We start from the raw sequence: 24,394 nt of genomic DNA, 5'->3' as shown, positions 1-24,394 counted from the left end.
TACAAAACTCGGATTGCCATCACGGAATAAAATTGCGATATTGCAACCCAAATCGGATCGGGGTCTTGTAAATTACGGAACCTTGAAGCGCACGCCGAACGAGTCGTGCCGACCATGCTAAGGCCCAAAGCAGACGAGAGGAAATCATGCTGAACAAATTTATTGCCATTGCTTCCATCATTGCCGTTCCCGCGCTGGCCAGCGCAACCTCCTACCAGATAGTCGAACAACCGCGCCAGGAATGCTGGAATGAACAGGTCCCCGTGCAGACTTCCTCCCAGGGAATCGGCGGGGCGATCGTCGGCGGCGTCGCGGGTGGCATCCTCGGCAATCAGGTTGGCGGCGGAAGCGGCAAGACGGTGGCAACCGCGGTGGGCGCCGCCACAGGGGCAGTCGTCGGCGACCGCATGGCCGCGCAAGGCAGTGCCCGCGGTACGTCCTACCAGACGGTTCAACGTTGCCGTACCGTCGTCGAACAGGTCAAGGTCCCGGTGCAGGAACAGCGCGGACATTTCTGCCCGCCCGGCCAGGCCAAGAAGGGCAATTGCTGACCTTCCCGTCCTGTGACGGCGACCGGCGCGCCTGAACTTCCCGGCCCGGCATCCAGCCATGCCGATGGCGGCATTTCGTTGCCAGAACCATCACCGATCCAGCATGTCATAGCGGAAAACCTCTTTCCGCCATGGCAAGCTCATCCATACTCACCGACGAATCGGCCCGGCTCGAAAACCTGTATAGCCACGGCTTGCTGGACACGCCTTTCGAAGTCGTCTTCGACGAAATAGCCTCGCTGGCCGCCAAGATCTGCGGCGTGCCCTATGGCATGGTGACCGTGCTTGACGGCAAGCGCCAGTGGATCAAGGCGGCGCGCGGCCTCGACGTCCAGGAAATTTCGCGCGACATCAGCTTCTGCAGCTACACCATCCAGCAGGACGACGTCTTCTACGTTCCGGACATGCTGGCCGACGAGCGCTTTGCCAGCAATCCCTTCGTTACCGGACCGCTGGCGATCCGCGTGTACGCCGGCGCTCCCGTCGTCAGCGACGAGGGGTACAAGCTGGGAACGGTGTGCGTCCTGTCCGACCGGCCGCAAGCTTTGGATAACTGGCAGCTGGACGCCCTCAGGCAACTTTCGCAAGTCGTGCGCACCCTCTTCAGCGCCCGGCGCAAGGAATCGGAACTGGAACGCGAAAGAATCCGGCTGCAGGAAGCACTCGAGCGCCGGCATCACGAGCTGGACCTGACTTACCGCCGGCTCAGCGAAGAAATGGAGCTTGCGCGCGAGCTCCAGCACCGCTTCCTTCCTGCCTACAAGCGCGTCTTCAATGTCACCTTCGACTGGTTGTTCCGCGCCTCGAGCTATCTCAGCGGCGACCTGTTCGATTACTTCCCCCTTGACCAGCGCTATCTCTGCTTCCATGTCTGCGATGTGGCGGGCCACGGCGTTGCATCCGCCCTCCTGGCGTTCGGCATGCAGCGCCAGCTGTCCGCCGCAAGGTTCGACATGGCGGCATACCTGCAACGAATGAACGGCGATTTGCGACGCGCGATCAGGATGATCGCCGGCGAGTGCAACAGGCGCTTCCTATCCCTGAATGAAAGCGGCCTCTACGCAACCATGGTCATCGGCGTGATCGATGCCGAGACCGGCGAAGGCGCACTGGTGCAGGCGGGCCATCCTCATCCCCTGATGATCGCGCCCGGTTCGGGGCAGGTCAGCGCCATCGGCGAAGGCGGCCTTCCCATCGGCATGTTCCCGGATGCCGAGTACGACGCATGCGGCTTTCATCTGCAGACGGGTTCCCGCCTCTTCCTGTATTCGGATGGCATCCTGGACTGTGAAAATCCGGACCAGGCCCCCTTCGGCCGGCAACGATTCGAACGCATCCTTTCGGATTTCGCCGACGCCCCGCTCGACCAGGCGAAGAAGCGCCTGGAGCAGGCCCTGCTGGAATGGCATGGAAGGAACAGGGGATTTTCGGACGACATCACTTTTCTCGCCCTGGAGTACCGCGGACGCCTGACCGGCCAAGTCAATACGCCCTCATGATGCAGGAAACGATCTGCAATATGGCTGTAATGGCAGTAATGGCCGCATCGTTCTCGCTTGCCTGTTCCGCTGCAATGGCGCAGGTCCGGGAATGGAACGATCCCTTCGTGCCGCGGCCCAAGCCGCCGGACGGGGAAGAGCAGGCGCCGACGCTGAAGCTGCGGCTGGCATTCGACCTGCCGCTGAAGACGGGAGAACGCAATCCGACGGGCAAGTCGACCCAAGGCTCGCCGCCGGTCTCACCGACGATGCAGGCTGAGTTGCGCTGGCAGTCGGCCGACTACTGGTTCGCCGGCATGACGTTCTACCGCTATGTGCTTTCCGGCCGGCAGCCATGGAACCCAGAATTCACCTACACCTTTGGATACGACGACTGGCATCCGAACACCTTCAGCCTCGTCTATGGCAATTACTCCGGCAACCGCATTCATCCAGCCCAAGGCCATCCGTTTTCCCTGTTCCGCCAGGGGAACATCTCTCTCGGCTACAAGTTCAAGCTGCCGGAAGAACTGGACCCGATATTCAAGGCGGATGAAACGCATGATGTGAATTGCAGCGTCAATGCCAACGCGACGCCGCGCTATCTCGACCTGAAAACGCTTGCCACGCAACGATACAAGCGCACGTTTTCAGTGGGTTGCCGTTATTCGCTGCCGAGCAACCTTTATGCGAACGCTACCTTCTTCTATTTTCCCGACAAGAACCAGCAGCAGCCCTGGGATCCTGATTTCACCTATGGCTTCGGCTATTTCGACTGGCATCCCGGGACCGTGACCGTGCAATACAACAACTATGCAGGGAACCGCCTGCCATGGAACGACCGCGCCGGCGACGGCAATTTTCGCCGCGGCAGCATTTCCATTTCATGGTCGATGAACTGGTAATTGCCTCCTTGGCAAACTTCTTTGCAGATGCAATGTCAATCTGGACAAGAACGGACCGAGCCCGGTAGAAACCGGCAGCATGGCGAACCAAGCGGAGAGAACGATGGCGGCGGAACAGGAACTGATCGATATCAGCAAAAACAACGAGGTAACCATCATCCGTCCCCGCATCAAGCGGCTCGATGCGACGGTAGCGCTGGCGTTCAAGGAGGCCGTCCTCAAGGTCATCGCGACGGGCGAGCAGGTCCTGGTCCTGAATCTCGATGCCGTGCAGTTCATGGATTCAAGCGGACTGGGCGCCGTCGTGTCCGTGCTCAAGGCGCTGGGATCGAGGGGAAAGCTTGCCGTCTGCAATGCGAATGGCGCCTTGCTGAGCCTGTTCAAGCTCACGCGCATGGACAAGGTCTTTACCATTTCAGGAAGCATGGAAGAAGCCATGCAGCAACTCGGCACCTGATCCTGTCGGGAGGACGGATGACAACGAATTCTCCGAGCGACGATGAGCTTGATGGCGATGAGCCGGTCAGGGACCTGCTTATTGATCCGCCAGGCGATGCCATCTTGCCTTCCGGCGGCATGCGCGGTCTCGCCCACCGCCGTGTGCGCTTCCATGTGCCCGCCGCGCTGGAAGACATTTCCGCCGTGGCGGTATCGGTCAGGGCATTCATCGCGGGCAACGTGGCGGAAGAACTCTGCAATGCCATCGAGCTCGGCGTGACCGAGGCGCTGACCAACGTCGTGACTCATGGCTATGCGGGCGTGGCCCACGCGGCCGTCGAGGTGACCGTGGAAGAGTCGCCCGCCGCCGTGGTGGTCCAGGTGATCGACAGCGGCAGGCCGATCCCGGAAGAAGCGTTTCGCCGCGCCGGCCAGGATGTGTTCGACTTCGATCCCGATGACATCGACCGCCTGCCGGTGGGCGGAATGGGTCTCTCTCTCATCAAGGAATTGTTCGATGCGGTGAGATACGAATCGCAGGATGGCATCAACCGCCTTACCCTGGCGAAACGCATCGGGGCGACGCCGTCGGCAACCACCGAATCCGACTTTTAGGGCAACGACAAGAAGCAGGAGAAAGGCTTGGATTTTTACTTCAGACAATTCGAACATCGAAAACCGCCGCCGCCACTGCCCCATTCGCCCGCCATCGAAGCCATCTGGCAGTTCCTCATCGTCATCGCCCTGATCCTTGGCGCCAACTACATCCGCTGGCGCTGGATGCACTCATTGAACATGGATGCGCTCTGGTTCGCCATTCCGCTCGGCGTGGCGGAAACCTTCGCCTATGTTGGCCTGGTGCTGTTCGCCTTCAACCTCTGGCGTACCGGCGACTACCCGATGCGGCCGCCGCCGGCAACGATAGGCGATTGCGCAGACAACCCGGGCGAAGAACATCGCCGCATCGTCATCGACATCTTCATCACCACATATAACGAAGAAGAAGAACTGGTGCGCCTGTCGATCCAGGACGCCAAGGCGGTACGCTATCCGCATCCCATCGACGTCCGCATCCATGTGCTGGACGACGGACGGCGGCAGCTGATGCGGGAAGTCGCGGAGCAGGAGGGCGTGAACTACATCACCCGGGCCAGCAACATCGGTTTCAAGGCCGGCAACCTGCGCAACGCGATGGAGCATACCTCGGGCGATTTCATCGTCATCTGCGATGCCGACACCCGGCTGTTTCCGACCTACCTCGAACATACGCTGGGATACTTCCGCGACCACGACGTCGCCTGGGTGCAGACGCCGCAATGGTTCTATGACATCCCCGATGGAGAAACCCTGGACCATTACCTTCAACGCAAGGCCGGCGGGGCGGGGCGATGGGCCGGCATCGCGGTGCAGAAGCTGGTCGGCCCGGTACGCGTCGGGGACGATCCGTTCGTCAGCGACCCGCAGATGTTCTACGACGTGCTCATGCGGCGCCGCAATCCTGCCAACGCCTCGTTCTGCTGCGGCGCCGGGTCCATCCACCGGCGCGAAGCGGTGATGCAGGCCGCGCTGCGCGCATTTGCCAATACCGTGGGCCGCCATGTCGAGAAGCACACGGCCGACGTGGCGGATCCGGAACTGCAGCGCGATCTCGGCGACGCCATGCGCACGCAGATGGTCCTCGAAACCGAGTTCACGCCCTACAAGTTCCACGTTTCCGAAGACATCTATACTTCCATCGTCCTGCATAACGATGAAGCGAGGCGCTGGAAATCGGTGCTGCATCCGCAGGTCGAGTCCCGCATGCTTTCTCCCCAGGACTTGCTGTCGTGGGCGATCCAGCGCTTCAAGTATGCCGGCGGCACGCTCGACATCTTCTTCCGCGACAATCCCCTGTTCAGGGGGCGCATGACCTGGGCGCAGCGGACCATGTACCTGTCGACCTTCTGGTCCTATTTCGGTTGCCTCTGGAACATCGTTTTCATCGCCGCGCCCATCATCTACCTCTTTACCGGCGTGGCGCCGCTCGCGGCCTACAGCACCGCGTTCTACCTGCATTCGCTTCCCTTCCTGATCGCTACCGAGCTGGCCTTCATGTTCGGCATGTGGGGCGTGAAGGCATGGGAAGGGAAGGCGTCCTACCTGTCCTTCTTTTCGATCAACTTCAGGGCGCTGTGGACGGTGCTCAAGGGCGAAAAGATCAAGTTTCCGGTCACGCCCAAGGAAAGGCAGGAGGGCAACTTCCTCGAGTTGGTGATCCCGCAGATCATCGTGGTTGCCCTGACCGCCGCAGGCGTGCTGTATGGCTGCTTCCGGGTGTTCGGCCTGGGCGAGTCCGACCAGCTGCAAAGCCTGATCGTGAACGCCGCATGGGGACTCAACAACATCCTGGTGATGCTGCCCATGATACGCGCCGCGACATGGAGGCCGTCCGACGATGGGGAAGGAGAAGCGCAAGGGCAGTTACAGGGGGCGGCATGAACAAGGAAAATCTCATCAGGGCGCGCAGCAACATCATCTTCATCCTCGCGCTCATCATCGGCTTTGCGCTGGTCATGATGATCGAGCGCAACAGCGTCGAACCCGCCGCCGCGAGGAGCAAGGCGCCGGCCGCGTCCCAGGCGGCTCCGCCTGTTGCCGCGAGCCGCGACCTGCCGCAGCCGCCGGAGCTGCGCGGGCTGAATCCGTCCGAACAGGCGTGGGCCCGCATCGCATGGCATTACTTCGAACGCAACGTCGATCCCGCCACCGGCCTCGCGCACTCCGTGGACAATTACCAGGCCACGACGATGTGGGACTCGGCTTCCTACCTGCTGGCCTTGATGTCTGCCGAACGCATCGGCCTGGTGGGCCGCAAGGAATTCGACCAGAGGATGGACAAGGCCCTGGCGTCGCTCGCCAGCCTGCCTCTGCAGGACGGCGCGCTGCCCAACAAGTCGTACAGCACCTCTTCGCTCGCCATGGTCGATTATACCGGCAAGCCTGCGCCCGACGGCATAGGCTGGTCGGCGCTGGACATCGCGCGCCTGCTCGTTCCGCTCGGCGCCATCGCCTGGAATTATCCCGAGCACGCGGCCGGCGCGTCGAAGCTCGTCGGCCGCTGGCAATTGCAGCGCATGGTGCGCGACGGCGCGCTGGCCGGCATGCACCGTACCGAGGATGGCAAGCTCCAGCTCCTCCAGGAAGGCCGGCTGGGTTATGAACAGTATGGCGCGCGAGCCCTGGCGCTGACCGGCATGTCCGCGCCCGCCGCGCTGGACTACGATCGCCAGCTGGCATACGTCGACATCTATGGCATCGCGGTGCCGCGCGATCTCAGGGAAGCCGCGACGGGCGGCGCCCATAACTACGTGCTCAGCGAACCTTATGTTCTCGACGGCCTCGAGCTGGGGTGGGACCAGGTCTCGCGCGAACTGGCATGGCGGGTATACCGGGCGCAGGAAGAGCGGTTCAGGCGCACCGGGCAACTGACGGCGGTGTCGGAAGACCACCTCGACCGGGCGCCTTACTTTGCCTACAACACGATCTATGCCGACGGCAAGCCGTGGTTCACGCTGACCGATACCGGCAAGGATGTGTCCGCGCTGCGCAGCATCAGCGTCAAGGCAGCCTTCGGCTGGTACGCGCTGTTCCGCACGCCCTATGCGACGCAGCTGGTGGAGGCCATCGCGCCCATGAACGACCCGGAGCGAGGCTGGTATGCCGGCATGTATGAAGCCGACAAGTCGGCCAACAAGGCATTGACGGCGAATACGAACGCGGTCGTCCTCGAAAGCCTGAGCTACATCGCGCGGGGACGCCTGCTCGGACCGTCCGCCGACCTGCCGAAGGAGAAACCATGAAGCGCATCGGAATGCGCGTTGCCGCATTGACCGTGTTGCTGGCGTTGGGCGCCTGCGGCACGATTGCCGCGACCCGCTACGAGCAGGTGCCGGCGGCTCGCTACGAGCAGCGGACGGGCGCGCTGAGCGACGTTGAAATGAACATGGCACGGACGGCCTGGAAGTATTTCGAGAACAACACCCAACCCGAGACCGGGCTCGTGAATGCGGTCGATGGTTATCCTTCGACGACCATGTGGGACACAGCGTCCTACATCGGCGCGCTGGTCGCGGCCCGCGAGCTGGGCATTATCACGCCGAAGCAGGCATACGACCGCTTCTCGGCATTGATCCGCTCGCTCAACGAGCTGAAGCTGTTCCGCAATGAATTGCCCAACAAGGTCTACCACACCAAGACACGGGAGATGACCGACTACGGCAACAAGCCGGGAGAGATCGGCTTTTCGGCGCTCGACCTCGGGCGCCTGCTGGTTTGGCTGAAGATCGTGAAGGAACGCTATCCGGAGCACGCCGAGGACATCGACCGCTTCGTGCTGCGCTGGAACTTCGAGCATGTGGTCGACCGCAGCGGGACCATGTACGGTGCCAACCTCGACAAGGAAAAGAAGGTGCAGTACGTGCAGGAGGGGCGGCTCGGCTACGAGGAATATTCGGCGAAGGGATTCCAGCTGTGGGGCATTTCGACGGAGATGGCTTCCAGGCCGGAGCCTTATGAGACCGTGACGACGCACGGCGTGTCGGTTCCCTTCGATTCCCGAGATTCCCGCGAAACCTCGCAGCATAACTATGTGGTGTCGGAAAGCTATGTGCTGGACGGGATCGAGTTCAACTGGGACCTCGCCCTCGACCGCGGCACCGACATCAAGCGGCATAGCCATGACTGGATGGAGAACTTCGCGCACCGCGTCTACCAGGCGCAGGAGAACCGCTACCGGGACACCGGCATCCTGACCGCCCGCTCCGAACACCAGCTCGACCAGGAACCCTACTTCGCCTACGACACGGTGTACACCGACGGCTTCACCTGGAACACGATCACCGACACCGGCAAGCATGTGCCGCAGTTTGCCGCGGTGTCGCTCAAGGCCGCGCTTGGCATGTGGGTGCTATGGAAATCCGATTACACCGACGTGCTGTTCAGGTCCATCGTCAATACCTATGATCCGCAGAAGGGCTATTACGAAGCCATCCTGGAAAACGGAAAGGGCCCCATCAAGGCGTTCACTGCCAACAATAACGGCATCCTGCTGGAGGCCTTGCTCTACAAGGCGCAGGGCAAGCTGTTGAAGTGGGGAGGGCGGGGCAAGGGCATGTGGGAAAAGACCCTTGACCAAGCCTATGGGACCGATGCCGCGACGCGATACAGCTTCCGCCGGGTCGGCGCCGAGGCTTGTCCCGCCGCGTCATGCTGATGCGCGCACGCATTCCGTCATGTTGGCGCCGCATTGCCGGCATGATTTGCTGGACCATCATTGCAGGCAACCTGGCATCTTGCGGAGTCGTGGCGCGACAGGGCGAAAAGCTGGCCGACCTGCAGAAGCATGAAGGATCGGTCGGCCGCTTCGGACGTCCGACCGAGACCGAGATGCTATGGGCCAAAGCCGCCTGGCGCTACGTCGAGAACAATACCAATCCGGAGAACGGACTCGTCAACGGCTTAGACCGTTACCCGGTCTTTTCCATGTCGCAGGTTGCGGATTACCTGGCTGCCCTGGCGGCGGCCCGCAGCTTCCAGTTGATCGACGCGCGCGAATTCGACCAGCGCATGTCACGCCTTCTCAAGTTCCTCAACACGATGGAATTGTCGGAGAACAGCGTTCCGGCCAGGCTTTACAACGCCATGACGGGCAAGATGGTGAACCAGGAAAACCAGCCTGGGGACATCGGCTGGTCCGCGATCGAGGTCGGCCGCTTGCTGACATGGATGAAGATCATTGGCCTGCGCTTCCCCCAATACCGCGAATACCTCGACAAGGCAGTGCTGCGATGGAATTTCTGCCAGGTAGTCGATGATTGCGGTGTCATGCATGCCGTCTCGCGCGGAAAGGACGGGCGCAAGCGTTACCAGGAAGGGCGCCTCGGTTATGAGCAGAGCGCCGCCGCCGGCTTTGCCGCATGGGGATTCGATGCGCGCCGCGTCTGGTCTTCGATGCGTACGGAAACCGTCTCCATCCTTGGCATCCCGCTCGAATATGATGCGCGCGATCCGCGCACCACGGGCGCCCAGGCGCCGGTGGTCACCGTGCCTTATGTCTTGCTGGGCATGGAATATGGCTGGCGCTATCCCGGGACGGAGCAGCGCCTCGATCTGCATCGTTATGCCGACCGGGTTTACCGTGTCCAGGAAGCCCGCCATGCCGAACAGGGAATCCTTACCGCCCGCACGGATTACGCGATCAGAAAAGAACCCTTCCATGTGATCGATGCGATTTATGCGGCGGGTTTTCCGTGGAATACCGTCGACGAGTCCGGCAAGCGCCACGAGGAGATGGCGCTGGTCTCGACCAGGGCGGCGTTCGGCATGTGGGCGCTGTGGCCGACGCCCTATGCAGATAGGCTGATGCGGTCGGTGCGCCAGTTATACAACCCGGAGCGCGGATGGTATGAGGGACGTTTTGAGAAAACGGGAGAAGTGCTGGAATCGCTCAGCCTGGAAACCAACGCCATGGTGCTGGAAACCTTGCTTTTCAAGGCTTACGGCCAGCTTCATCCGGAGAACGCGGCGCCGGGGTACTTCGATCGCCGCACGTCCGATCCTTTCCTGCCTACAAAGCAGTGTTTGCCGCCGGAACGAAAGATGTGCGCGGCACCGTGAACTGCATGCGAATGGCGGCGCAGTGGGGCGGCTACTGGCCTATCCATACCGAGTTGTAGTCCGCCTTGCCGGGCGTCCCGTCGTAGTAGCCGGGGAAGACGAGCGCGCTGTCCATGTTGTCGCCGTACCAGGCATTCATCATCAGTTTCATCGGCGTCGACTGCGCCGCCGCGACGCGGCGCAATTCGACCCACTGCCCGGCGTCGTTCATCACGAACCAGGAAATCGAGTCAGGCTGCCACACGATGCTGTATTTTCGCGATGACTTGAAAGGATCGATGCCGTAGGCGCCGAGGTCGATGTCCAGTTGGTCGGGTTGTCCGGCGATCCAGTAATTCGTGTGCAGCAGCGGTTTGCCGCCGATGAATTCGATGTCGATCTCTGCATGGCTGCTGGTGCCGGCCACGCCGTCGTACAGGAAGAATGAACTGACTGTGCCCTTCACGTTGGCAGGCTTCATGTCGACGATATAGGTACCGTACTGCCAATACTGGTTCGTTCTGACCTCGGCGCATTTTCCGGAGCTGCCGCTGAAGCTGAGCGAGAGCAGGCCCTTGTTCTTGGAAACGTCCTGGCTGGAGAAAGTGCAGCCGAAGGGGTGTCCGTTCACCCAGGACGAAATCTGCCAGGCGCTGCCAAGTCCACCCTTCGTGTTGAAGTCATCGAAGAATACCTGGGTCGCCTGCGCGTGCGCGCCGCCCGTCATGAGAGAGCCGGCAAGGCACAAAGCCGCCGCCATGAGTTTTTTTGCTTCCACGTTAATCGCCGCCTGATGTTGCCCGTATTGACCGCGGCCGCGCCTTCAAGGAGAACGTTGCCGTGGAGTAACATTAGCATAAGCGACTTAGCCTGCGTAGACATAAATGAAAGCAGTTGTAAAAAGACAGGTTGCCAAGGCCAGCGGCTGGAGCGGGATGCATCAGCGAGGGATCCAGCGAAAAAGGAAGCGATTTTTGACCATGACCCAGCAAATCAGCAGGGCCAGGGCATGGATCAGGGTGTTCACCCACGGATCGTGCATGCCTGGAAGAGGAGAATTGGAAACAATCAGCAAAAGATAAACATGCACGAAAAAGACGTACATCGATTCCTGGCCGAGAGGGATGAAAAGCCATCCGAGCGCCTTGTCGATGGGCCGCCATGCCAAGGTCAGCAGGCACATCAGGCTAACCATGAGCACGGCGGTGTTCAATACGCGCCCGGGGCCCAGCTTGTACTTGAGGAAGTAATCCTGATACAGCGACTGGAAGGTTTCTGGGGCGATAAGGTGCATGGTGGCCCAGTCCGGCAGCTCGGGCAAGGGATGATTCAAGGAGAAAAGCATCAGCAGCAGGGACGCGGCGATGCATGCCGCAACGACCATGTGGCCGGCGGGCGTGCGAAAGAAGGCATCGATGGTGCGGCGGTGATAGCCGGCGGCGACGCCGTGCACGAACAACAGCTGCCACGCCAGGATGGGAAAGCCATATTCGAACTGGCAGACCGTGAGGCGGATTGCGGCCGTGCCTGGAATCGATTCCGGCGTGACGTAGTTGACGAAGTAGAGCAGCCAGCTGGCGGCCAGCAGCCAGCCAGTCTTGCCATGGTATAAGGCCCGGAACAACAAGGGCGTGAACAGGAACAGCGCCACGTACAAGCCGACGATCTGGAACTGGTGGGGCGCCGCCGCAAGCACGAGCACGTGCAGCAGGGTAACGAAAAGGCCCGCCTCGACCGGCGGGTAAAGCGAATAAGTCTGCCCGCTGACGGGGTCGGTGAAATGCGTGAGGACGGAAGCATCGATTCCGGGAACGAGCCGCAGCAGGGCGACCGAGCCGGCGACGATGACGGCGATCTTGTATAGCGTCCAGCACCGCTTGAACAGTTTGATGGTGCAGGCGGGAAGGCCCTCCGTCCTCAGCTTCTTGCCATACACCGCGCCGGTCACCACGCCTGCCAGCAAGATGAACACTTCCGCCGAGGACATGACGCCGATGCGCTCCCAGGCGATGAGAGCGAACCAGGAGAAGTAATTGAAGTGAGCCGTGAACAACAGCAGGAAAACCATGCCTCGCAGGAAGTCGATGCGCAGGTCCCGCGTCGAGCTGCCCTGAATGTAGCGCATGGAAGGCCGCGCATTCACATGGCCCTCGGTTTGCCGCTCGGAAGAGAGTGTTGGAGAGATGGGCATGGCTCCGCGCTGATTCGTCCTGATGCTCCGACTATGCATGTTGGACAACGTTCTCTGTGCTTCACACCGGCATTAAGGTAGGCCAAGGAAATGACCGCATTGCTGGCAGGCCAGGCCAGGTATGGGCCGTCTTACCTTCCCCGGGATTGATTTCAATCAAATACCGGCCCGTGCTTGTTGCGTGGTAGAAACTTCTTGTCTAAGATATGCCTATAAGAAAATATAAATAAACGGAGACGTCATGCGGACCGGCCAAGCCGGCTGCATCGGCAGTACAACCATCCTGCCAGTCATGCCGGCCCCGCGCCGGCGCCGGCCTGCGCAGCGCTCACGCGCCGACATCGCGCGCCTGTCGCGCTGATGCTGTTCGCCCCATCTTTTGCGGGCAAAGACTCGTCCTTAGTCGTTTGATTCCACGGGCTTGCGAAAGAGATATCATGAATATTCGGTCACTGAAAATCGGAGCGCGTCTCCAACTCGGCTTCGGCGTGCTCCTCGCGTGGGTAGTCTGCGTCCTGATCGCGGGAATTCTCGTCAGCGGCAACGCGCGGCGCTCCCACAATTCCGCTACCCAGGTGGCGAACAGCAAGGTCCAGCTTGCCAACACCATGCGCAGCGCCGTGCTGGAAGGCGGCATCGCCATGCGCAACGTCGGGCTGCAGTACAGCATGCCTGAAATGCAGAAGGAAGAGAGCAAGCTGGCGGTGCAGCGCAAGCGGTTCCAGGAAGCGAAGGACAAGCTCGTGTCCACCGGGCTCGACGACGACGAAAACAAGATCCTCGTAGCCATCGAGGGTCTCGACAAGCAGACGGAAGGCCCGTTCAAGGAAGCGATCGAGCTGGTGAAAGGCTACAGCAACGAGGGTGCCGGCAAGCTGATCTCTTCCAAGATCGACCCGCTTAACCAGCAGGCCGTGCAGCAGATCGACAAGCTGGTCCAGCTGCAGCAGGTGCACATCGACCGGCTGATGGAAGCCTCCGAGTCCACCGGCCAGAAGATCACCATGGTGCTCATCATTACCGGCATCGCGACGGTGTTGATGGGCGGCGCGGTGTCGTTCTTCACCACCCGCAGCATCACCGGACCCCTGGGCGAAGCGCTCGATGTCGCCAAGCGCGTCGCCGCCGGCAAGCTGGGCACGCCGATCGAGGTGACGGGCAAGGATGAAATGGGCGAGCTGCTGGGCGCGCTCAAGGAAATGGACGAAAGCCTGTCGCGCATCGTCAGCCAGGTCCGCGACAACACCGAGCAGATCCGCGCCAATTCGGACGAACTGTCCGATGGCAATGCCAACCTGTCTTCTCGTACCGATGCCCAGGCAGATGCCATCCAGCAGACCGTGGAATCGATGAGCCAGCTGACCTCGCGGGTGAATGAGAACGCCGCCAATGCGCAGCAGGCGAACCAGCTCGTTCAATCGGCTTCCGCTTCCGCGCTCAAGGGCGGCGAGGTCGTCAGCCGGGTGGTCGGCACGATGACCTCCATCAAGGACAGCTCGCGCAAGATCGTCGACATCATCAGCGTGATCGATGGCATCGCCTTCCAGACAAACATCCTTGCACTGAACGCCGCGGTCGAGGCGGCGCGCGCCGGGGAGCAGGGTCGGGGCTTCGCCGTGGTCGCATCCGAAGTGCGCAACCTGGCCCAGCGTTCGGCCGCCGCGGCAAAGGAAATCAAGGAACTGATCAACGATTCAGTCAGCAAGGTGGAGAGCGGCAATGCGCTCGTCGGCCAGGCAGGCACCCAGATGGAAGAGATCGTCACCGCCGTCAAGCATGTCGTTGCCATCATGGATGAGATCAGCGGCGCCAGCCAGGAGCAGAGCGCCGGCATCGAGGAAGTGAATCAGGCCGTCTCCACGATGGACGAGATGACGCGCCAGAACGGCGCCCTGGTGCAACAGGCCGCCGTTGCAGCCGCCGCCATGCAGCAGCGGGCCGCCGTGCTTGCCCAGGCTGTGTCGGCGTTTCACGTCACTGGCCATGCAGGGAATGTGATCCAAGCCAGCTTTCCGGGCGTCAGTCCTGATGTCGAGGAAGAAACCGATCAGCCCAGCCTGAGCAACGTCCGGCTGAAGCTGATCGGCTAATTGGCTGAGTGCACCGCCGGTCAGACGCCCGGAGGCTGGGGAGCTTCCAGGCGCTCCGGCGAGCGCTTGATGCTTTCATGCTGGTGGTCCTGCACCTTTCCCTTGTATTTCAGGACCTGCCGGTCCAGCTTGTCCACCGCACAGTCCACCGCCGCATACAGGTCTTCGGCAAAGTGTTCGACGTGAATCACGTTGCCCTTGAGCCGCATATTGATTTCCGCGCGCTGCCGCTTCTCCTTTTCGGACGGCTTTTCCACACCTAGAACGACGGCAATGTCGATGATCTGGTCAAAATGCCGGGTAATTCGTTCCAGTTTTTTTTCGACGTATTCACGCAATGCCGGGCTGACGTCGACGTGTTGTCCTGTAAGCAGTAGATTCATGGAAGTTCCATTCCGCAAGTTAAGGAAATCCTGATCCGAAGATCAAGTGCTCTTGTGTCCTTATGACGGTGGACAATCATGCAGGTTCATCATCGGACCAGGAACGTTGACATTGCGGGCGCGCAAGATTGCATCATCCCAATCGTCACCGGCAGCGTTTCTGCGGCAACGATGGACGAACAAGAGCCTGTTCGGAAAAGCCGCCTTCCGAATCGGCGGCATTTTCGAACAGGCTCTTGCAGCATGAGGATCGCAGCGGCACCTCGTGCTGAGAGGTCGGCATCGCTCATTGTTGATCAGCGGATCAGATGAACGAGATTTTCCTGCGCCTGATAGGCGGAGTCGCCACGATAGGTCATCGGTACGGCATACTCCGATCCGCTGCGCGTGCGGTACCAGAGTTCGCCATCCCGGAAACCCTGGAGGGTTTCGCTTTTCTGGTCCATCTGTTTCATGATTTCTTCGAGGCTCATTTTCATTTCCTTTGGTAGGTGGTCTTTAATGGCATGCCGTGCAACTGCGACTGCGCCATCCCGCACGGCGAGGGTGGTGCGTTGAAGAGGTGCGGCGCAATCGGGTAATGCGCGCCGCGTCGAACGGATGTGGAAAGCGAAGGGTGAGCGAGATCCTGGCAATGCCATGCGCTTTCAAAAAGCGCGAGGGGAGTGCAGGACACGATTGCCTTGCAGGCGTTCCCCGGCCAGGCAGGCACGGCTGAGAGCCATGTCTGCTTGAACGGGTGAAGCCTCCTTCCGTGCGTTTCAAAGATCGACGTCTTGTCCGGTTCTCCGGGGACGGCCTCCTAAGAGGACTTCACTGCCGGCCGCTAGACGCGGCATTACGCGCAAGGACGATGAAAACAAAAAGCCCGGATGTCCTTGGGATCATCCGGGCTGGTCGCCTTGCCTGACTGTCAGGCTGGTCGAAGGTGGTGCTGCTATCCTCCTTCGTCCAGGAGGACATTCCTCCGGATGATGCTGTATTGCGTCGAATGATTCAGGCCGTTGGATCGGTTGCGGCCATTGGTGAGATGCATGCTGCGGGAGCCATTCATGCCGTCGTTGCTGCGGACGCCATTGCGGGATCCGGCGCGGGATGCGGACGGAACGACGAACGTGGAGCAGCGGAAGGCCATGACGGACGTCGGGCGTTGCTGCAACGTGGTCTGCTGTAGCATGCAAGCTTTCATATCGCCCTCCGTCTAAGTTGAATGACACTGGTGGAAGTCAGGGCAGCCGCTTCAAACGAGCGCGCTGCGCGTGGACCGGATGCCTGTCGATGAAATCTCTCGGACTCATCAGCGGCCTGAGGCCTGGGCCAAGACACCGGAAGAATTCATTCTGCCATGTCAAAAAAATAAAAACAATCGGGACAGGGGTGTTTTTTTCAGACGCGGGAATATCCCGTCACGCACGCGCGGCTTGTCGCTGTCCCGTGACTGTCTTGTCACTGGCCCGCAAGGCAATTACCATTGCCACCTCGCAGAGCGGCATGGCTCGGTCGCCGCGCCGCATCGCGAACCGATCGAATCGGGCATTGATATTTCCCATCCCCGGCCATTGCGCGTGGTCGATAATCGTGCCCAACACTTGATCGTTGCCATGTTCAACGGACTTCCGGAATTACTGTCATGCCGCGTGCAAGACCTGAACTGACAAGCGTCACTCTCCGCAGGATGATGTCCGTGGCCACGGCATGCCTGCTCGTCGCGGCTTCGCTCGCGACGACCGCACGCGCTGCTGATGCCGACGACCTGCCTGCCGGGAAGCGCGTCCTGTTCATCGGCAACAGCTATACCTACTACCATGCCATGCCGAGGCTGGTGTCCGAGCTTGCCGAACTGAACGGCGCGCCCCATCCCGTCGTCAAGACCGTCACCGTCGGCGGCGCGCGGCTGGGAGACCATTGGTTAAATGGCGATGCCCAGCAAGCCATCGATTCCGCGAAATGGGACGTCGTGGTGCTGCAGGAGGCCAGCCAGCAACCCTTCATCGACGATCGCTCGACGCGGCGATACGTGGCCTCATTCGCGGACCGTATACGCCGCGCCGGCGCCCAGCCTGCGATCTATCTCACCTGGGCGCGCGCCTACGCGCCCGAACGGCAACTCTCGCTGAACAGCTTTTACCGGGCGCTTGGCTTGGCGAACAACGCGATGGTCGTTCCCGTGGGGCCTGCCTGGCAAATCGCCATGCGCATGCAGGCCGGACTGCGGCTGCACGACCCCGACGACAGCCATCCCAGCCTGGCGGGATCATGCATCGCCGCCTATGCGTTTCACGCCGCCATCTGGCAGCGTCCGGCAGAGACGCCACATCCGGCGTGCGCCGAGTGGCACGCCATCGCGGTCGCGGCCGTGGCCGAAGCGATCGATCAGGAACGCCTGCAGGCGCAAGCCTTGCGCCGCTGAGGCATGCCAGGATCCGCAAGCACGCACGCTCGCTCTGTCCATCCAAGGACCGTTTACTTCGGGGCCTTCGACCGCCACAATCTTGGCGATCTTCTCTTTCCCCATGTCTTCCATGCCATGCGCACCAAGGACGCCGAAGAGCCTCTCTTTGCCGGACTGGCAGATCGGGACTTGCGACCTCTTGGCGGGCATGACGTCCATTCCATCACGCAGATCCTTGCCGATGCGCGCGGGCCGCTGAGGATCATCCATGTCGGCGGCGAGATACTTACCTGCGACGCATGGGAAGCGGCCGTCATGCTGGCAGCGAACGACGAGGCGGCGCGCATCGTTCGTGCTCTCGATAGGCATCCGGAAGAGCGGATGACGTGGGCGCGCAAGCGTCTTCACAGGCCGGACCTGGCGCCCTACGTGCTGCCGCCTTCTGGCCTGCATGACCTTCCCGCTGGAACCTCCGTGCATTTTCACGCGGCGGGCGGCGTGACGCTTGGCCGGCGCGACCCGGCGTTCCAGCATGAAGTCCTGGGCAAGCTTCGGCGCGCCAACAGCCTGACTGTACGCGACAACATCACCGTTTCGCAGCTGGCACGTGCGGGGATTCGCGCAAGCGTGATACCCGACGCCGTCGTCATGGTGGCTGACGCATGCGCGACGGAGATCGCGGCGCGGATGCCGGCGGGATCGAAAGAGGGAGAGGCGGCCGACGTGGCGCGGCGCTGTGCCAAAGGATACATCGCGGTCCAGTGCAACGCCGAGTTCGGGGACGATGCCACGGTGCGCGCGCTGGCCGGGCAACTGCGGGCCTTATGCGTGGCGGCCTCGCTGCCCTGCGTCCTGTTTCGTGCCGGTGCAGCGCCGTGGCACGATGACCTAGAGGTTCTTCGACGCATCGCGCAAGCGATGCGACCCGCTCCAGCTCTGCTCTTCGAATCCCAGCACGTATGGGAAGCATGCGCCTTGATCGCCATGGCGCGCCTGGTATGCGCGAGCAGTCTCCATGCGGTCATCGTCGCCATGTCGCACGCCATCCCTTGCGTCACGATCGGCAAGCCGGGGAATGATGCCGTTGATGGCAAGCATGCCGCCTTTGCGGCGACGTGGGGCTTGCCGGGTTTTCCGGCGGCCGCGCCGGCAGACGCCCTCGTAGAAGCTGCCTTGTCCGCGCTGGCAACGGACCCGGCGCTGCGGCGCCGCCATGCCGGCGCATTGATGGATGCGCATGAACACGCCATGGCGAACTTCGACGGGGAGAAGCGGTGAACGGCCTGCTGGAATGGAAGGATGCCGCCCTGCAGCGTGAGGAGGCTGGCGGAAAAGGCTGGCAGCTCGGATTGCTGGCGCGGTATGGCGTGCCGGTGCCTGACGGATTCGTGGTTCCCGCAAGTGCCTGCCGCCAGGTCATGGAAGAGACGGGCTTGATGGCGGAGATCGAGGCGGCTGAGCACGGCGGCGATGCCAGCGCAAGCGCCGCAATTGCCGCCGCCTGCCATGCGGCGCTGCTGGCTTGCAGCATTCCGCCCGGCCTGACCGCCGATCTGGCTGCGGCGATGGACGCTCGGGACTGGGCAGCGCAGCCGCTTGCCGTGCGGTCTTCCGGCACGTCGGAGGATTCGGAAAAGGCCTCCTTCGCCGGCATCCACTTGTCGCGGCTGAACGTGCGCGGCATGCCGGACCTGCTGCAAGCGATCCGCGAGGTGTGGGCGTCGCTGTGGACGCCGCAAGCGGTCGCCTATCGGGAACGCCTCGGCATCTCGCACGCGCAGGCATCGATGGCGGTCGTGATCATGCGCCTGCTGCCGGCGCAGGCGGCCGGCATCGCCTTCAGCTGCGATCCGCGCACCGGGCGGGACGACAGGATCGTGATTCACGCGCATTGGGGCCTGGCGGAATCGCTGGTGTCGGGCGAGGCGGCCGGGGACGAATATCTCTTGCAGGAAGACGTTCATGGCGGCGCGCTGATGCTGGCCGAGTGGCGGGTCGGCAGCAAGCTGCGGCAGACCGGCCTGCGAGAAGACGGCGGGACGGCGCTGCGCGACACCGATCCAGCCGCCGCGCGCCGCCGCGTGCTCGACGATGGGCAGGCGCTGGCATTGGGGCAGCTTGTGCGCTCCACCGCGTTCGCGCTGGACATGGGCCGGCCCTGCCATGACATCGAATGGGTGTGGGATGGCGAACGCTTCTGGCTGGTGCAAGCGAGGCCGGTGACCGCCATGGCAACGAATACCTATGCGGAAATCGCGAGCCAGCCCGTGATCTGGACCAACGGCAATACGCGCGACGTCGTGCCCTTTCCTCTCTCCGCGCTGGACTGGTGGTCGGTGCGGCGGATGGTCAACGTCATCCTCGAGCAAGGCTTGCGGATGGCGGCCTATCCCGTCCTTCCGGGAGCGCAAAGGACGGCACTGCACCAGGGCAGGCTGTATCTGAACCTGTCGCTGGTCATGTGGGAAGGCTATGACGCATTCGGCGTCTCGCCCGGACGGATCAACGAACTCGCCGGCGGCCACCAGCCTGAGATCGCGGTGCCGCCCCAACGCTGGAAGGATCGGCTGCGGCGCCTGCCGCGCATCGCGCGCTACCTTGCCGGCTCGATCGGCGTGCGCCGCAGGGCACATGCCATCGCGGCCCGCGCCGAACGGCTGGCGGCGCAATGGCGCGCCATGCCCTTGCCGCGGGATGCGCTTGCCTGCCACCAGGCGCTGCTCGAACGCATCGCCCAGGTCCAGGGGCAGCGTGAACTGGCATTCCTGCAAGGGTCGGGCGGCGCCAGCCTTGCCATCCTGGTCGACAGGCTGGAGCGTTGGCTGCCCGGACAAGCCTACCGGCTCGCGTCGGCGCTGCTCGCGGGCGGCGAGCCGAGCGTCACGGCGCAACAGGGTTACGCCATGATGGACCTGGCGCGCGCCGCTGCGGCGGACCCGCCATTGCGCCGATGGATCACCGGCGCGGAACGCGACGACCAGGCATGGCAGCGGTTGCCGCCATCGCATCCTTTCCGCCAGGGATTCGAGGACTTCCTGCGCCGCTACGGCCATCGCGGCATCTATGAAAGCTACTGGCGCCAGCCTCGCTGGCACGAGGATCCTGGCTATGTTCTCGACAGCATTGCCGGCCTGCTGGACGTGTCCCGCGAGGCGGTGCAAGCGAGGCAGCGCAGGGCAGTCGACGACGCCTGGGAAGTCGTGCGCGCCGGCGTGCCATGGTATCGCCGGCCAGGCCTCAAGGCCCTGGTCCGCCAGGCCAATGCGGAAAGCAGCCAGCGCGAACTGGCGCGCAGCAGCTTCATGCGGCTGTCCGATGCCTGCAGGCCGTTGCTGCTGCATATCGGCGGGCTCCTGGCGACCCGGCAGGCGCTCGCCGCGCCCCCGGAAGTGTTCGAGTTGACGGCGGAGGAAATCGGGATGGCATTGACCGGACGGCTCCCGCCGGCAGGCGCGGCGGCCCGCGTGCGGGACCGCCTCGCGCAGCGCGCGCATTGGGAGCGGCAGCCTGGCCCCGATGTCGTGATGGAAGGCGGCCAGGCCGCGGTTTCCGGCAAGCCCGAGGTCCGGGGCATGGCGGGCGACGTGCGGCTCGGCGTCGCGACCGGGGCGGGCATCGCGCGCGGCGTGGCGCGCATCGTACGCGCCCCCGGGGATGGCGCGCGGCTGGGTCCAGGCGAGATCCTGGTGGCGCCCTCCACCGACCCCGCATGGACGCCGCTGTTCCTGAAAGCGGGAGGACTGGTGATGGAAACCGGCGGTTATCTTTCGCACGGGGCCATCGTCGCGCGCGAATTCGCGGTGCCGGCGGTGGTAAACGTGAAGGGCGTGCTCGACTGGATACGCGACGGCGATCTCGTCGAGGTCAACGGCGCGACCGGCGAAGTGCGCCGCCTGGCGCCAGGCACGGCGTGAGCTGGATGGAAGCGGATGGATTGGCCACGCAGGGACGTGCGAAATCCGGCCTTGAAGCGCCGCGCAAGGCTTATACTTCAAGCTCGGCATCGACGTCGTTGTTGACTGGAAAAACGGATACTGAAAAGCCGCGCGACAACAGCCATGGGAGCGGAAAACAACGTGCAACACGCATCAACAGCGAAAGACAAGACCATTCTCGTCGCCGTGCGTCCGCGAGACGTGCCGCAGGTCACTGACGTGCTGGGTAGCGAATTCAGCCTGGTCATCACCCATTCCATGGAAGACGCCGTCGCGGAGCTCGACGAGCGGATCGGCTTCGTGGCTTGCGGCGTGCACTTCGACAGCGGCCGGATGTTCGACCTGCTCCGGCACGTCAAGAGCCATGCCCCGTTCAATGCCCTTCCTTTTTACATCCTGCTTGGCTCTGGGCGGTATTCGCCGCAGATCATGCATGGCATCCGCAGCGCCGCGAAGCTCATGGGGGCGTCGGGCTTCACCGACCTGTCCGTGCTGCGCGAAACGTACGGCGACCAGGCGTACGCGCGGATGCGCCAGGTCGTGCGCGAGGCGCTCTCCGGCCCCGGAAACGATGTGCTTGCCGGCAGGCCGGTCTCCGAGGGAAGCGGCCAGGCGCATGACCGCTGATCCCGTTTTTCTCCCTTGCAGGAGCGCATGATCATGGCGATGAAACGCATAGCGATCAATACCGGAGGCGGGGACGCCCCAGGCCTGAATGCCGTGATCCGCGCGGTGGTCAGCGCCGCGACGAACCGCGGCTGGGAATGCATCGGCATCCGCGACGGTTTCGATGGCATCCTTCAACCCGAACGTTACCCGTCGGGCGGCTTCGTCCGTCTCACTCCTGATACGGTGCGCGGCATCTCCCACCTCGGAGGCACGATCCTCGGCACCACCAATCGCGGCAATCCGCTTTCCTACCCGACCCGCACGCCTGCGGGCGAGACGGTGCTTGCCGACCGGTCCGACGACATCCTCGCCTTCTTTGCCAGCAAGGACATCGATGCCCTGGTGGCGGTGGGCGGCGACGGCTCGCTGACCATCGCCGAGGCGCTCGGCCGCAAGGGCTTGAAAGTCATAGGCGTTCCCAAGACCATCGACAACGACCTCGACAAGACGGTCACCACCTTCGGCTTCGACACCGCGGTCACCTTCGCGACCGAATGCCTGGACCGCCTGCACAGCACGGCGGAAAGCCACCAGCGCATCATGGTCGTCGAGGTCATGGGACGCTACGCCGGATGGATCGCCCTGCATGCGGGCATTGCCGGCGGCGCGCATGGCATCCTGATTCCCGAGATTCCCTACGAGATCGACCGGGTGGCGGACAAGGTCAAGGCGCGCGACCAGCTCGGGCGCATGTATTCCATCATCGTGGTCGCCGAGGGCGCGCATGCCAGGGGAGGCGCGATGGCGGTTGCGGCGCCCGCCGCGGACGGCCACGTGGAGCGGCTGGGCGGCATCGGCGAACGGGTCGCGCACCAACTGCAGGAGCGCACCGGCAAGGAGGCGCGCGTCGTGGTGCTCGGCCACCTGCTGCGCGGCGGCAGCCCGACGGCGTTCGACCGGCTCGCGGCCCTGCGTTTCGGCGCGGCAGCGGTGCGCGCGCTGGACGAGGGCAAGCACGGCATCATGGTGGCGCTGGCGTTCCCGAACGTGCAGTACGTGCCGCTTGCCGAACTCATCGGCCGCATGAAGAGCGTACCGCTCGAAGGCGATACCGTGGCGACCGGCCGCGACCTCGGCATCAGCTTCGGCGATTAAGGAAAGGCGGATCGGATACGCTCATGCAGGCCGAAGACCTGAAGCTTCTCGTCACATGGCGAATGCCGTACGGAAAGTACAAGGACAGGCTGCTCGCCGACCTGCCCGGGCATTACCTGGGCTGGATGTCCCGGGAAGGATTTCCTCCAGGGCGGCTGGGCGAACTGCTGGCGATCATGTTCGAGCTGGACCACAACGCCTTGCGCCACCTGCTCGATCCCTTGCGCCGTCAGTGACAGGCGCAACGGATCGGCCTTCCAGACGCGCTCCTTACATGCTTTCGTAGACCGATTCGCGCCGCTCGAACAGCGGACGCTGGCCGGAACGATCGATCGCCCGCCGCATCGGGTTCCTGCCGGCCAGGAAGAAATGCATGGGATTGCGGCGCTCCATGCCGCGGTCGGAAGCGCGGCGCGACCGCAGCTGCCTGCGTCCCGATGCGACCCAGGTGACGGCGGCGGCGGTGCCGACCAGGCCGATGATGACTGCCCTGCCAAGCATTGACATCCCTTGGCGTTCTGTTTGCTCCTGACGGTATTTCATATTCATTCCACGTGCCCCGAGGCGTTCATTGAACATCAGCTCTACTATGACCGGAGGGGCGCAGGCTTGTTCTTGGCAATCATCAGCTTCATTGCAGATTTTCGGTCTTTCGGCGCGCCGGCTGCGTTTGTTCAACAGCGCGCCGGCCGCCCGGCGCCAGCCGGAGGATCGATGCCGGATGCGATAATGGCGGGAACGCGGCCGGTCCGGGCCGCACCCGTCCAACCAATTCAGACAACATGGAAAACGATCCCCGTCCCGTCCCGCCGGAGGAGCCGGCCTTGGAAGACTGCTGCCAGAGCGGCTGCGATCCCTGCATCTTCGACCGCTACACCGACGACCTGCAGCGCTACCGGCAGGCGCTGCGCGAATGGGAGGCCCGGCATGCGCCGGCCGGCCCGGTCACAGGAAGTTGACCTTCGGGAATTTCGCCCGGAATTCCTCGGGCATGGGCGCCACGCGCTTGGCCGTGTAATTGAAGAAGACAAAGCCCGATTTCGCCATGGCGATCAGCATCCCGTCGCGCGGACGCGAGATGCGGAAGATGATGTCGCCGCCATAGGCATTGAAATCCATGACGCCGACGTCGAACAGCAGCTGGTCCCGTGCATACGCTTCGCTCTTGTAGGTGGTCGCCAGGTCGGTGACGATGATGCCCACGTCGTCCGCCTGCCTCTCGCGGATGCCGAATTCCCACAGGAAGCGGGCGCGCGCTTCGGAAATCATGGAAATCATCGAGTCGTTGCCAAGATGGTTTGCCGCATTGATATCGGTGACGCGGACCGTCAGCGTGGTGGAATAATGGAATTGGTCTTCTGGAAATTCGAGGGTGAGGCGGGCCATGGCGAAGCGATCTTGCAAAGGAGACGCCATTGTACCCGTCATTCCCTGCGGATACGCCGCCTGGCTTGCGCGCGGGAAATCGTGCCGCCCTTGCCCTTGCGCATATCGTTTCCGCCTCACAGCCTTTTCAAGCTTTAATGCGGAGTGCTCTGACCAGCCTCAATATCACGGGTTGCATGCGCGGACAGTTCCATGGGCACAATGTATAGTGTTTTGCATCGACGTTCCTGCCAAAGCCGCTCCGGCAG

The 24,394-nt window shown here is 62.7% G+C and carries 25 protein-coding genes; 18 read left to right on the top strand and 7 right to left on the bottom strand.

What is annotated here, in order from left to right; all coding sequences use genetic code 11:
• Positions 1–146: 146 nt before the first annotated feature.
• The 9 genes from G3574_RS22880 (at position 147) to G3574_RS22840 (ending at position 10,026) form a co-directional block, all read left to right on the top strand.
• Positions 147–551 carry a glycine zipper 2TM domain-containing protein gene (locus G3574_RS22880; protein WP_163967867.1) on the top strand — a complete coding sequence of 135 codons (405 nt, stop codon included), beginning with the start codon at positions 147–149 and terminating at the stop codon, positions 549–551.
• Between the two features lie 131 nt (positions 552–682).
• Entirely contained in the window at positions 683–2,050 is a 1,368-nt protein-coding gene (locus tag G3574_RS22875; protein ID WP_163967866.1) for a PP2C family protein-serine/threonine phosphatase, read from the top strand.
• 20 nt (positions 2,051–2,070) lie between these two features.
• Complete coding sequence (locus tag G3574_RS22870; RefSeq protein WP_163967865.1) at positions 2,071–2,934, top strand: hypothetical protein; 864 nt, start codon at positions 2,071–2,073, stop codon at positions 2,932–2,934.
• Between the two features lie 79 nt (positions 2,935–3,013).
• Positions 3,014–3,391 (top strand): STAS domain-containing protein, encoded by a 378-nt coding sequence (locus G3574_RS22865; RefSeq protein ID WP_205609891.1) that lies wholly within the window; start codon positions 3,014–3,016, stop codon positions 3,389–3,391.
• A 17-nt stretch (positions 3,392–3,408) separates the two neighbouring features.
• Positions 3,409–3,987, top strand: coding sequence for an ATP-binding protein (locus G3574_RS22860; protein WP_163967864.1), 579 nt, complete (start codon positions 3,409–3,411; stop codon positions 3,985–3,987).
• Positions 3,988–4,014: 27 nt separating this feature from the next.
• Entirely contained in the window at positions 4,015–5,850 is a 1,836-nt protein-coding gene (locus tag G3574_RS22855; protein ID WP_163967863.1) for a glycosyltransferase family 2 protein, read from the top strand.
• A complete protein-coding gene (locus G3574_RS22850) occupies positions 5,847–7,211 on the top strand; it encodes a DUF3131 domain-containing protein (protein WP_163967862.1) in 1,365 nt (454 codons plus the stop codon). Before G3574_RS22855 ends, G3574_RS22850 begins: the two co-directional genes overlap by 4 nt.
• Positions 7,208–8,623 (top strand): DUF3131 domain-containing protein, encoded by a 1,416-nt coding sequence (locus tag G3574_RS22845; protein ID WP_205609890.1) that lies wholly within the window; start codon positions 7,208–7,210, stop codon positions 8,621–8,623. The genes G3574_RS22850 and G3574_RS22845 overlap by 4 nt, the downstream gene beginning before the upstream one ends.
• Before the next feature lie 41 nt (positions 8,624–8,664).
• Positions 8,665–10,026 carry a DUF3131 domain-containing protein gene (locus G3574_RS22840; RefSeq protein WP_163967861.1) on the top strand — a complete coding sequence of 454 codons (1,362 nt, stop codon included), beginning with the start codon at positions 8,665–8,667 and terminating at the stop codon, positions 10,024–10,026.
• Positions 10,027–10,057: 31 nt separating this feature from the next.
• Here the strand turns inward: G3574_RS22840 and G3574_RS22835 are convergent, their stop codons facing one another.
• Both G3574_RS22835 and opgC read right to left on the bottom strand, forming a co-directional pair.
• Entirely contained in the window at positions 10,058–10,783 is a 726-nt protein-coding gene (locus G3574_RS22835; protein ID WP_163967860.1) for a family 16 glycosylhydrolase, read from the bottom strand.
• Between the two features lie 162 nt (positions 10,784–10,945).
• Complete coding sequence (opgC, locus tag G3574_RS22830) at positions 10,946–12,130, bottom strand: OpgC domain-containing protein (RefSeq protein ID WP_163967859.1); 1,185 nt, start codon at positions 12,128–12,130, stop codon at positions 10,946–10,948.
• 503 nt (positions 12,131–12,633) lie between these two features.
• Here opgC and G3574_RS28865 point away from each other — a divergent pair.
• Positions 12,634–14,286 carry a methyl-accepting chemotaxis protein gene (locus G3574_RS28865; RefSeq protein ID WP_163967858.1) on the top strand — a complete coding sequence of 551 codons (1,653 nt, stop codon included), beginning with the start codon at positions 12,634–12,636 and terminating at the stop codon, positions 14,284–14,286.
• A gap of 20 nt (positions 14,287–14,306) precedes the next feature.
• Here G3574_RS28865 and hpf read toward each other — a convergent pair whose 3' ends face one another.
• The 3 genes from hpf to G3574_RS22810 form a co-directional block, all read right to left on the bottom strand.
• Positions 14,307–14,669 (bottom strand): ribosome hibernation-promoting factor, HPF/YfiA family, encoded by a 363-nt coding sequence (gene hpf / locus G3574_RS22820; protein ID WP_163967857.1) that lies wholly within the window; start codon positions 14,667–14,669, stop codon positions 14,307–14,309.
• Positions 14,670–14,965: 296 nt separating this feature from the next.
• Positions 14,966–15,310 (bottom strand): hypothetical protein, encoded by a 345-nt coding sequence (locus G3574_RS22815; protein ID WP_163967856.1) that lies wholly within the window; start codon positions 15,308–15,310, stop codon positions 14,966–14,968.
• A gap of 296 nt (positions 15,311–15,606) precedes the next feature.
• Entirely contained in the window at positions 15,607–15,846 is a 240-nt protein-coding gene (locus G3574_RS22810) for a hypothetical protein (protein ID WP_163967855.1), read from the bottom strand.
• Between the two features lie 82 nt (positions 15,847–15,928).
• On the opposite strand from G3574_RS22810, the gene G3574_RS22805 reads away from it, so the two are divergent.
• From G3574_RS22805 to G3574_RS22775, 7 genes are all read left to right on the top strand, one after another.
• On the top strand, positions 15,929–16,324 hold the full coding sequence (locus G3574_RS22805; RefSeq protein WP_163967854.1) for a hypothetical protein: 396 nt from the start codon (positions 15,929–15,931) through the stop codon (positions 16,322–16,324).
• A 29-nt stretch (positions 16,325–16,353) separates the two neighbouring features.
• Positions 16,354–17,079 (top strand): SGNH/GDSL hydrolase family protein, encoded by a 726-nt coding sequence (locus tag G3574_RS22800; protein ID WP_163967853.1) that lies wholly within the window; start codon positions 16,354–16,356, stop codon positions 17,077–17,079.
• A gap of 171 nt (positions 17,080–17,250) precedes the next feature.
• Positions 17,251–18,339, top strand: a complete 1,089-nt coding sequence (locus G3574_RS22795; protein ID WP_163967852.1) for a polysaccharide pyruvyl transferase family protein — start codon at positions 17,251–17,253, stop codon at positions 18,337–18,339.
• Complete coding sequence (locus tag G3574_RS22790) at positions 18,336–20,975, top strand: PEP/pyruvate-binding domain-containing protein (RefSeq protein WP_163967851.1); 2,640 nt, start codon at positions 18,336–18,338, stop codon at positions 20,973–20,975. The genes G3574_RS22795 and G3574_RS22790 overlap by 4 nt, the downstream gene beginning before the upstream one ends.
• 162 nt (positions 20,976–21,137) lie before the next feature.
• The gene (locus G3574_RS22785) at positions 21,138–21,623 is read left to right on the top strand and encodes a hypothetical protein (protein ID WP_163967850.1); all 486 of its coding nucleotides are present in this window, start codon (positions 21,138–21,140) and stop codon (positions 21,621–21,623) included.
• A gap of 33 nt (positions 21,624–21,656) precedes the next feature.
• On the top strand, positions 21,657–22,760 hold the full coding sequence (locus tag G3574_RS22780) for a 6-phosphofructokinase (protein WP_235953578.1): 1,104 nt from the start codon (positions 21,657–21,659) through the stop codon (positions 22,758–22,760).
• A gap of 23 nt (positions 22,761–22,783) precedes the next feature.
• Entirely contained in the window at positions 22,784–22,996 is a 213-nt protein-coding gene (locus G3574_RS22775) for a DUF3820 family protein (RefSeq protein WP_163967848.1), read from the top strand.
• 34 nt (positions 22,997–23,030) lie between these two features.
• Here the strand turns inward: G3574_RS22775 and G3574_RS22770 are convergent, their stop codons facing one another.
• Entirely contained in the window at positions 23,031–23,261 is a 231-nt protein-coding gene (locus G3574_RS22770) for a hypothetical protein (RefSeq protein WP_163967847.1), read from the bottom strand.
• 281 nt (positions 23,262–23,542) lie between these two features.
• Here G3574_RS22770 and G3574_RS22765 point away from each other — a divergent pair, with 281 nt between their 5' ends.
• Complete coding sequence (locus tag G3574_RS22765; protein WP_163967846.1) at positions 23,543–23,719, top strand: oxidoreductase-like domain-containing protein; 177 nt, start codon at positions 23,543–23,545, stop codon at positions 23,717–23,719.
• Here the strand turns inward: G3574_RS22765 and G3574_RS22760 are convergent.
• A complete protein-coding gene (locus G3574_RS22760) occupies positions 23,706–24,146 on the bottom strand; it encodes a thioesterase family protein (protein ID WP_163967845.1) in 441 nt (146 codons plus the stop codon). The two genes, G3574_RS22765 and G3574_RS22760, sit on opposite strands and share 14 nt — an antisense overlap.
• Between the last annotated feature and the right edge of the window lie 248 nt (positions 24,147–24,394).

The sequence above is a fragment of the Noviherbaspirillum galbum genome, assembly GCF_010974945.1.
GTDB lineage: Bacteria > Pseudomonadota > Gammaproteobacteria > Burkholderiales > Burkholderiaceae_D > Noviherbaspirillum > Noviherbaspirillum galbum.
Note: the sequence above shows the minus strand (reverse complement) of the source record. Positions and strands in the feature narration are given on the sequence as shown.

Excerpts from the sequence above, each read along its gene's own strand:
- G3574_RS22880 (WP_163967867.1), top strand. The coding sequence starts at position 147 with ATGCTGAACAAATTTATTGCCATTGCTTCCATCATTGCCGTTCCCGCG.
- G3574_RS22875 (WP_163967866.1), top strand. The coding sequence starts at position 683 with ATGGCAAGCTCATCCATACTCACCGACGAATCGGCCCGGCTCGAAAAC.
- G3574_RS22870 (WP_163967865.1), top strand. The coding sequence starts at position 2,071 with ATGGCTGTAATGGCAGTAATGGCCGCATCGTTCTCGCTTGCCTGTTCC.
- G3574_RS22865 (WP_205609891.1), top strand. The coding sequence starts at position 3,014 with ATGGCGAACCAAGCGGAGAGAACGATGGCGGCGGAACAGGAACTGATC.
- G3574_RS22860 (WP_163967864.1), top strand. The coding sequence starts at position 3,409 with ATGACAACGAATTCTCCGAGCGACGATGAGCTTGATGGCGATGAGCCG.
- G3574_RS22850 (WP_163967862.1), top strand. The coding sequence starts at position 5,847 with ATGAACAAGGAAAATCTCATCAGGGCGCGCAGCAACATCATCTTCATC.
- G3574_RS22845 (WP_205609890.1), top strand. The coding sequence starts at position 7,208 with ATGAAGCGCATCGGAATGCGCGTTGCCGCATTGACCGTGTTGCTGGCG.
- G3574_RS22840 (WP_163967861.1), top strand. The coding sequence starts at position 8,665 with ATGATTTGCTGGACCATCATTGCAGGCAACCTGGCATCTTGCGGAGTC.
- opgC (WP_163967859.1), bottom strand. The coding sequence starts at position 12,130 with ATGCGCTACATTCAGGGCAGCTCGACGCGGGACCTGCGCATCGACTTC.
- G3574_RS28865 (WP_163967858.1), top strand. The coding sequence starts at position 12,634 with ATGAATATTCGGTCACTGAAAATCGGAGCGCGTCTCCAACTCGGCTTC.
- hpf (WP_163967857.1), bottom strand. The coding sequence starts at position 14,669 with ATGAATCTACTGCTTACAGGACAACACGTCGACGTCAGCCCGGCATTG.
- G3574_RS22815 (WP_163967856.1), bottom strand. The coding sequence starts at position 15,310 with ATGGCATTGCCAGGATCTCGCTCACCCTTCGCTTTCCACATCCGTTCG.
- G3574_RS22810 (WP_163967855.1), bottom strand. The coding sequence starts at position 15,846 with ATGCTACAGCAGACCACGTTGCAGCAACGCCCGACGTCCGTCATGGCC.
- G3574_RS22780 (WP_235953578.1), top strand. The coding sequence starts at position 21,657 with ATGGCGATGAAACGCATAGCGATCAATACCGGAGGCGGGGACGCCCCA.
- G3574_RS22775 (WP_163967848.1), top strand. The coding sequence starts at position 22,784 with ATGCAGGCCGAAGACCTGAAGCTTCTCGTCACATGGCGAATGCCGTAC.
- G3574_RS22770 (WP_163967847.1), bottom strand. The coding sequence starts at position 23,261 with ATGCTTGGCAGGGCAGTCATCATCGGCCTGGTCGGCACCGCCGCCGCC.
- G3574_RS22765 (WP_163967846.1), top strand. The coding sequence starts at position 23,543 with ATGGAAAACGATCCCCGTCCCGTCCCGCCGGAGGAGCCGGCCTTGGAA.
- G3574_RS22760 (WP_163967845.1), bottom strand. The coding sequence starts at position 24,146 with ATGGCCCGCCTCACCCTCGAATTTCCAGAAGACCAATTCCATTATTCC.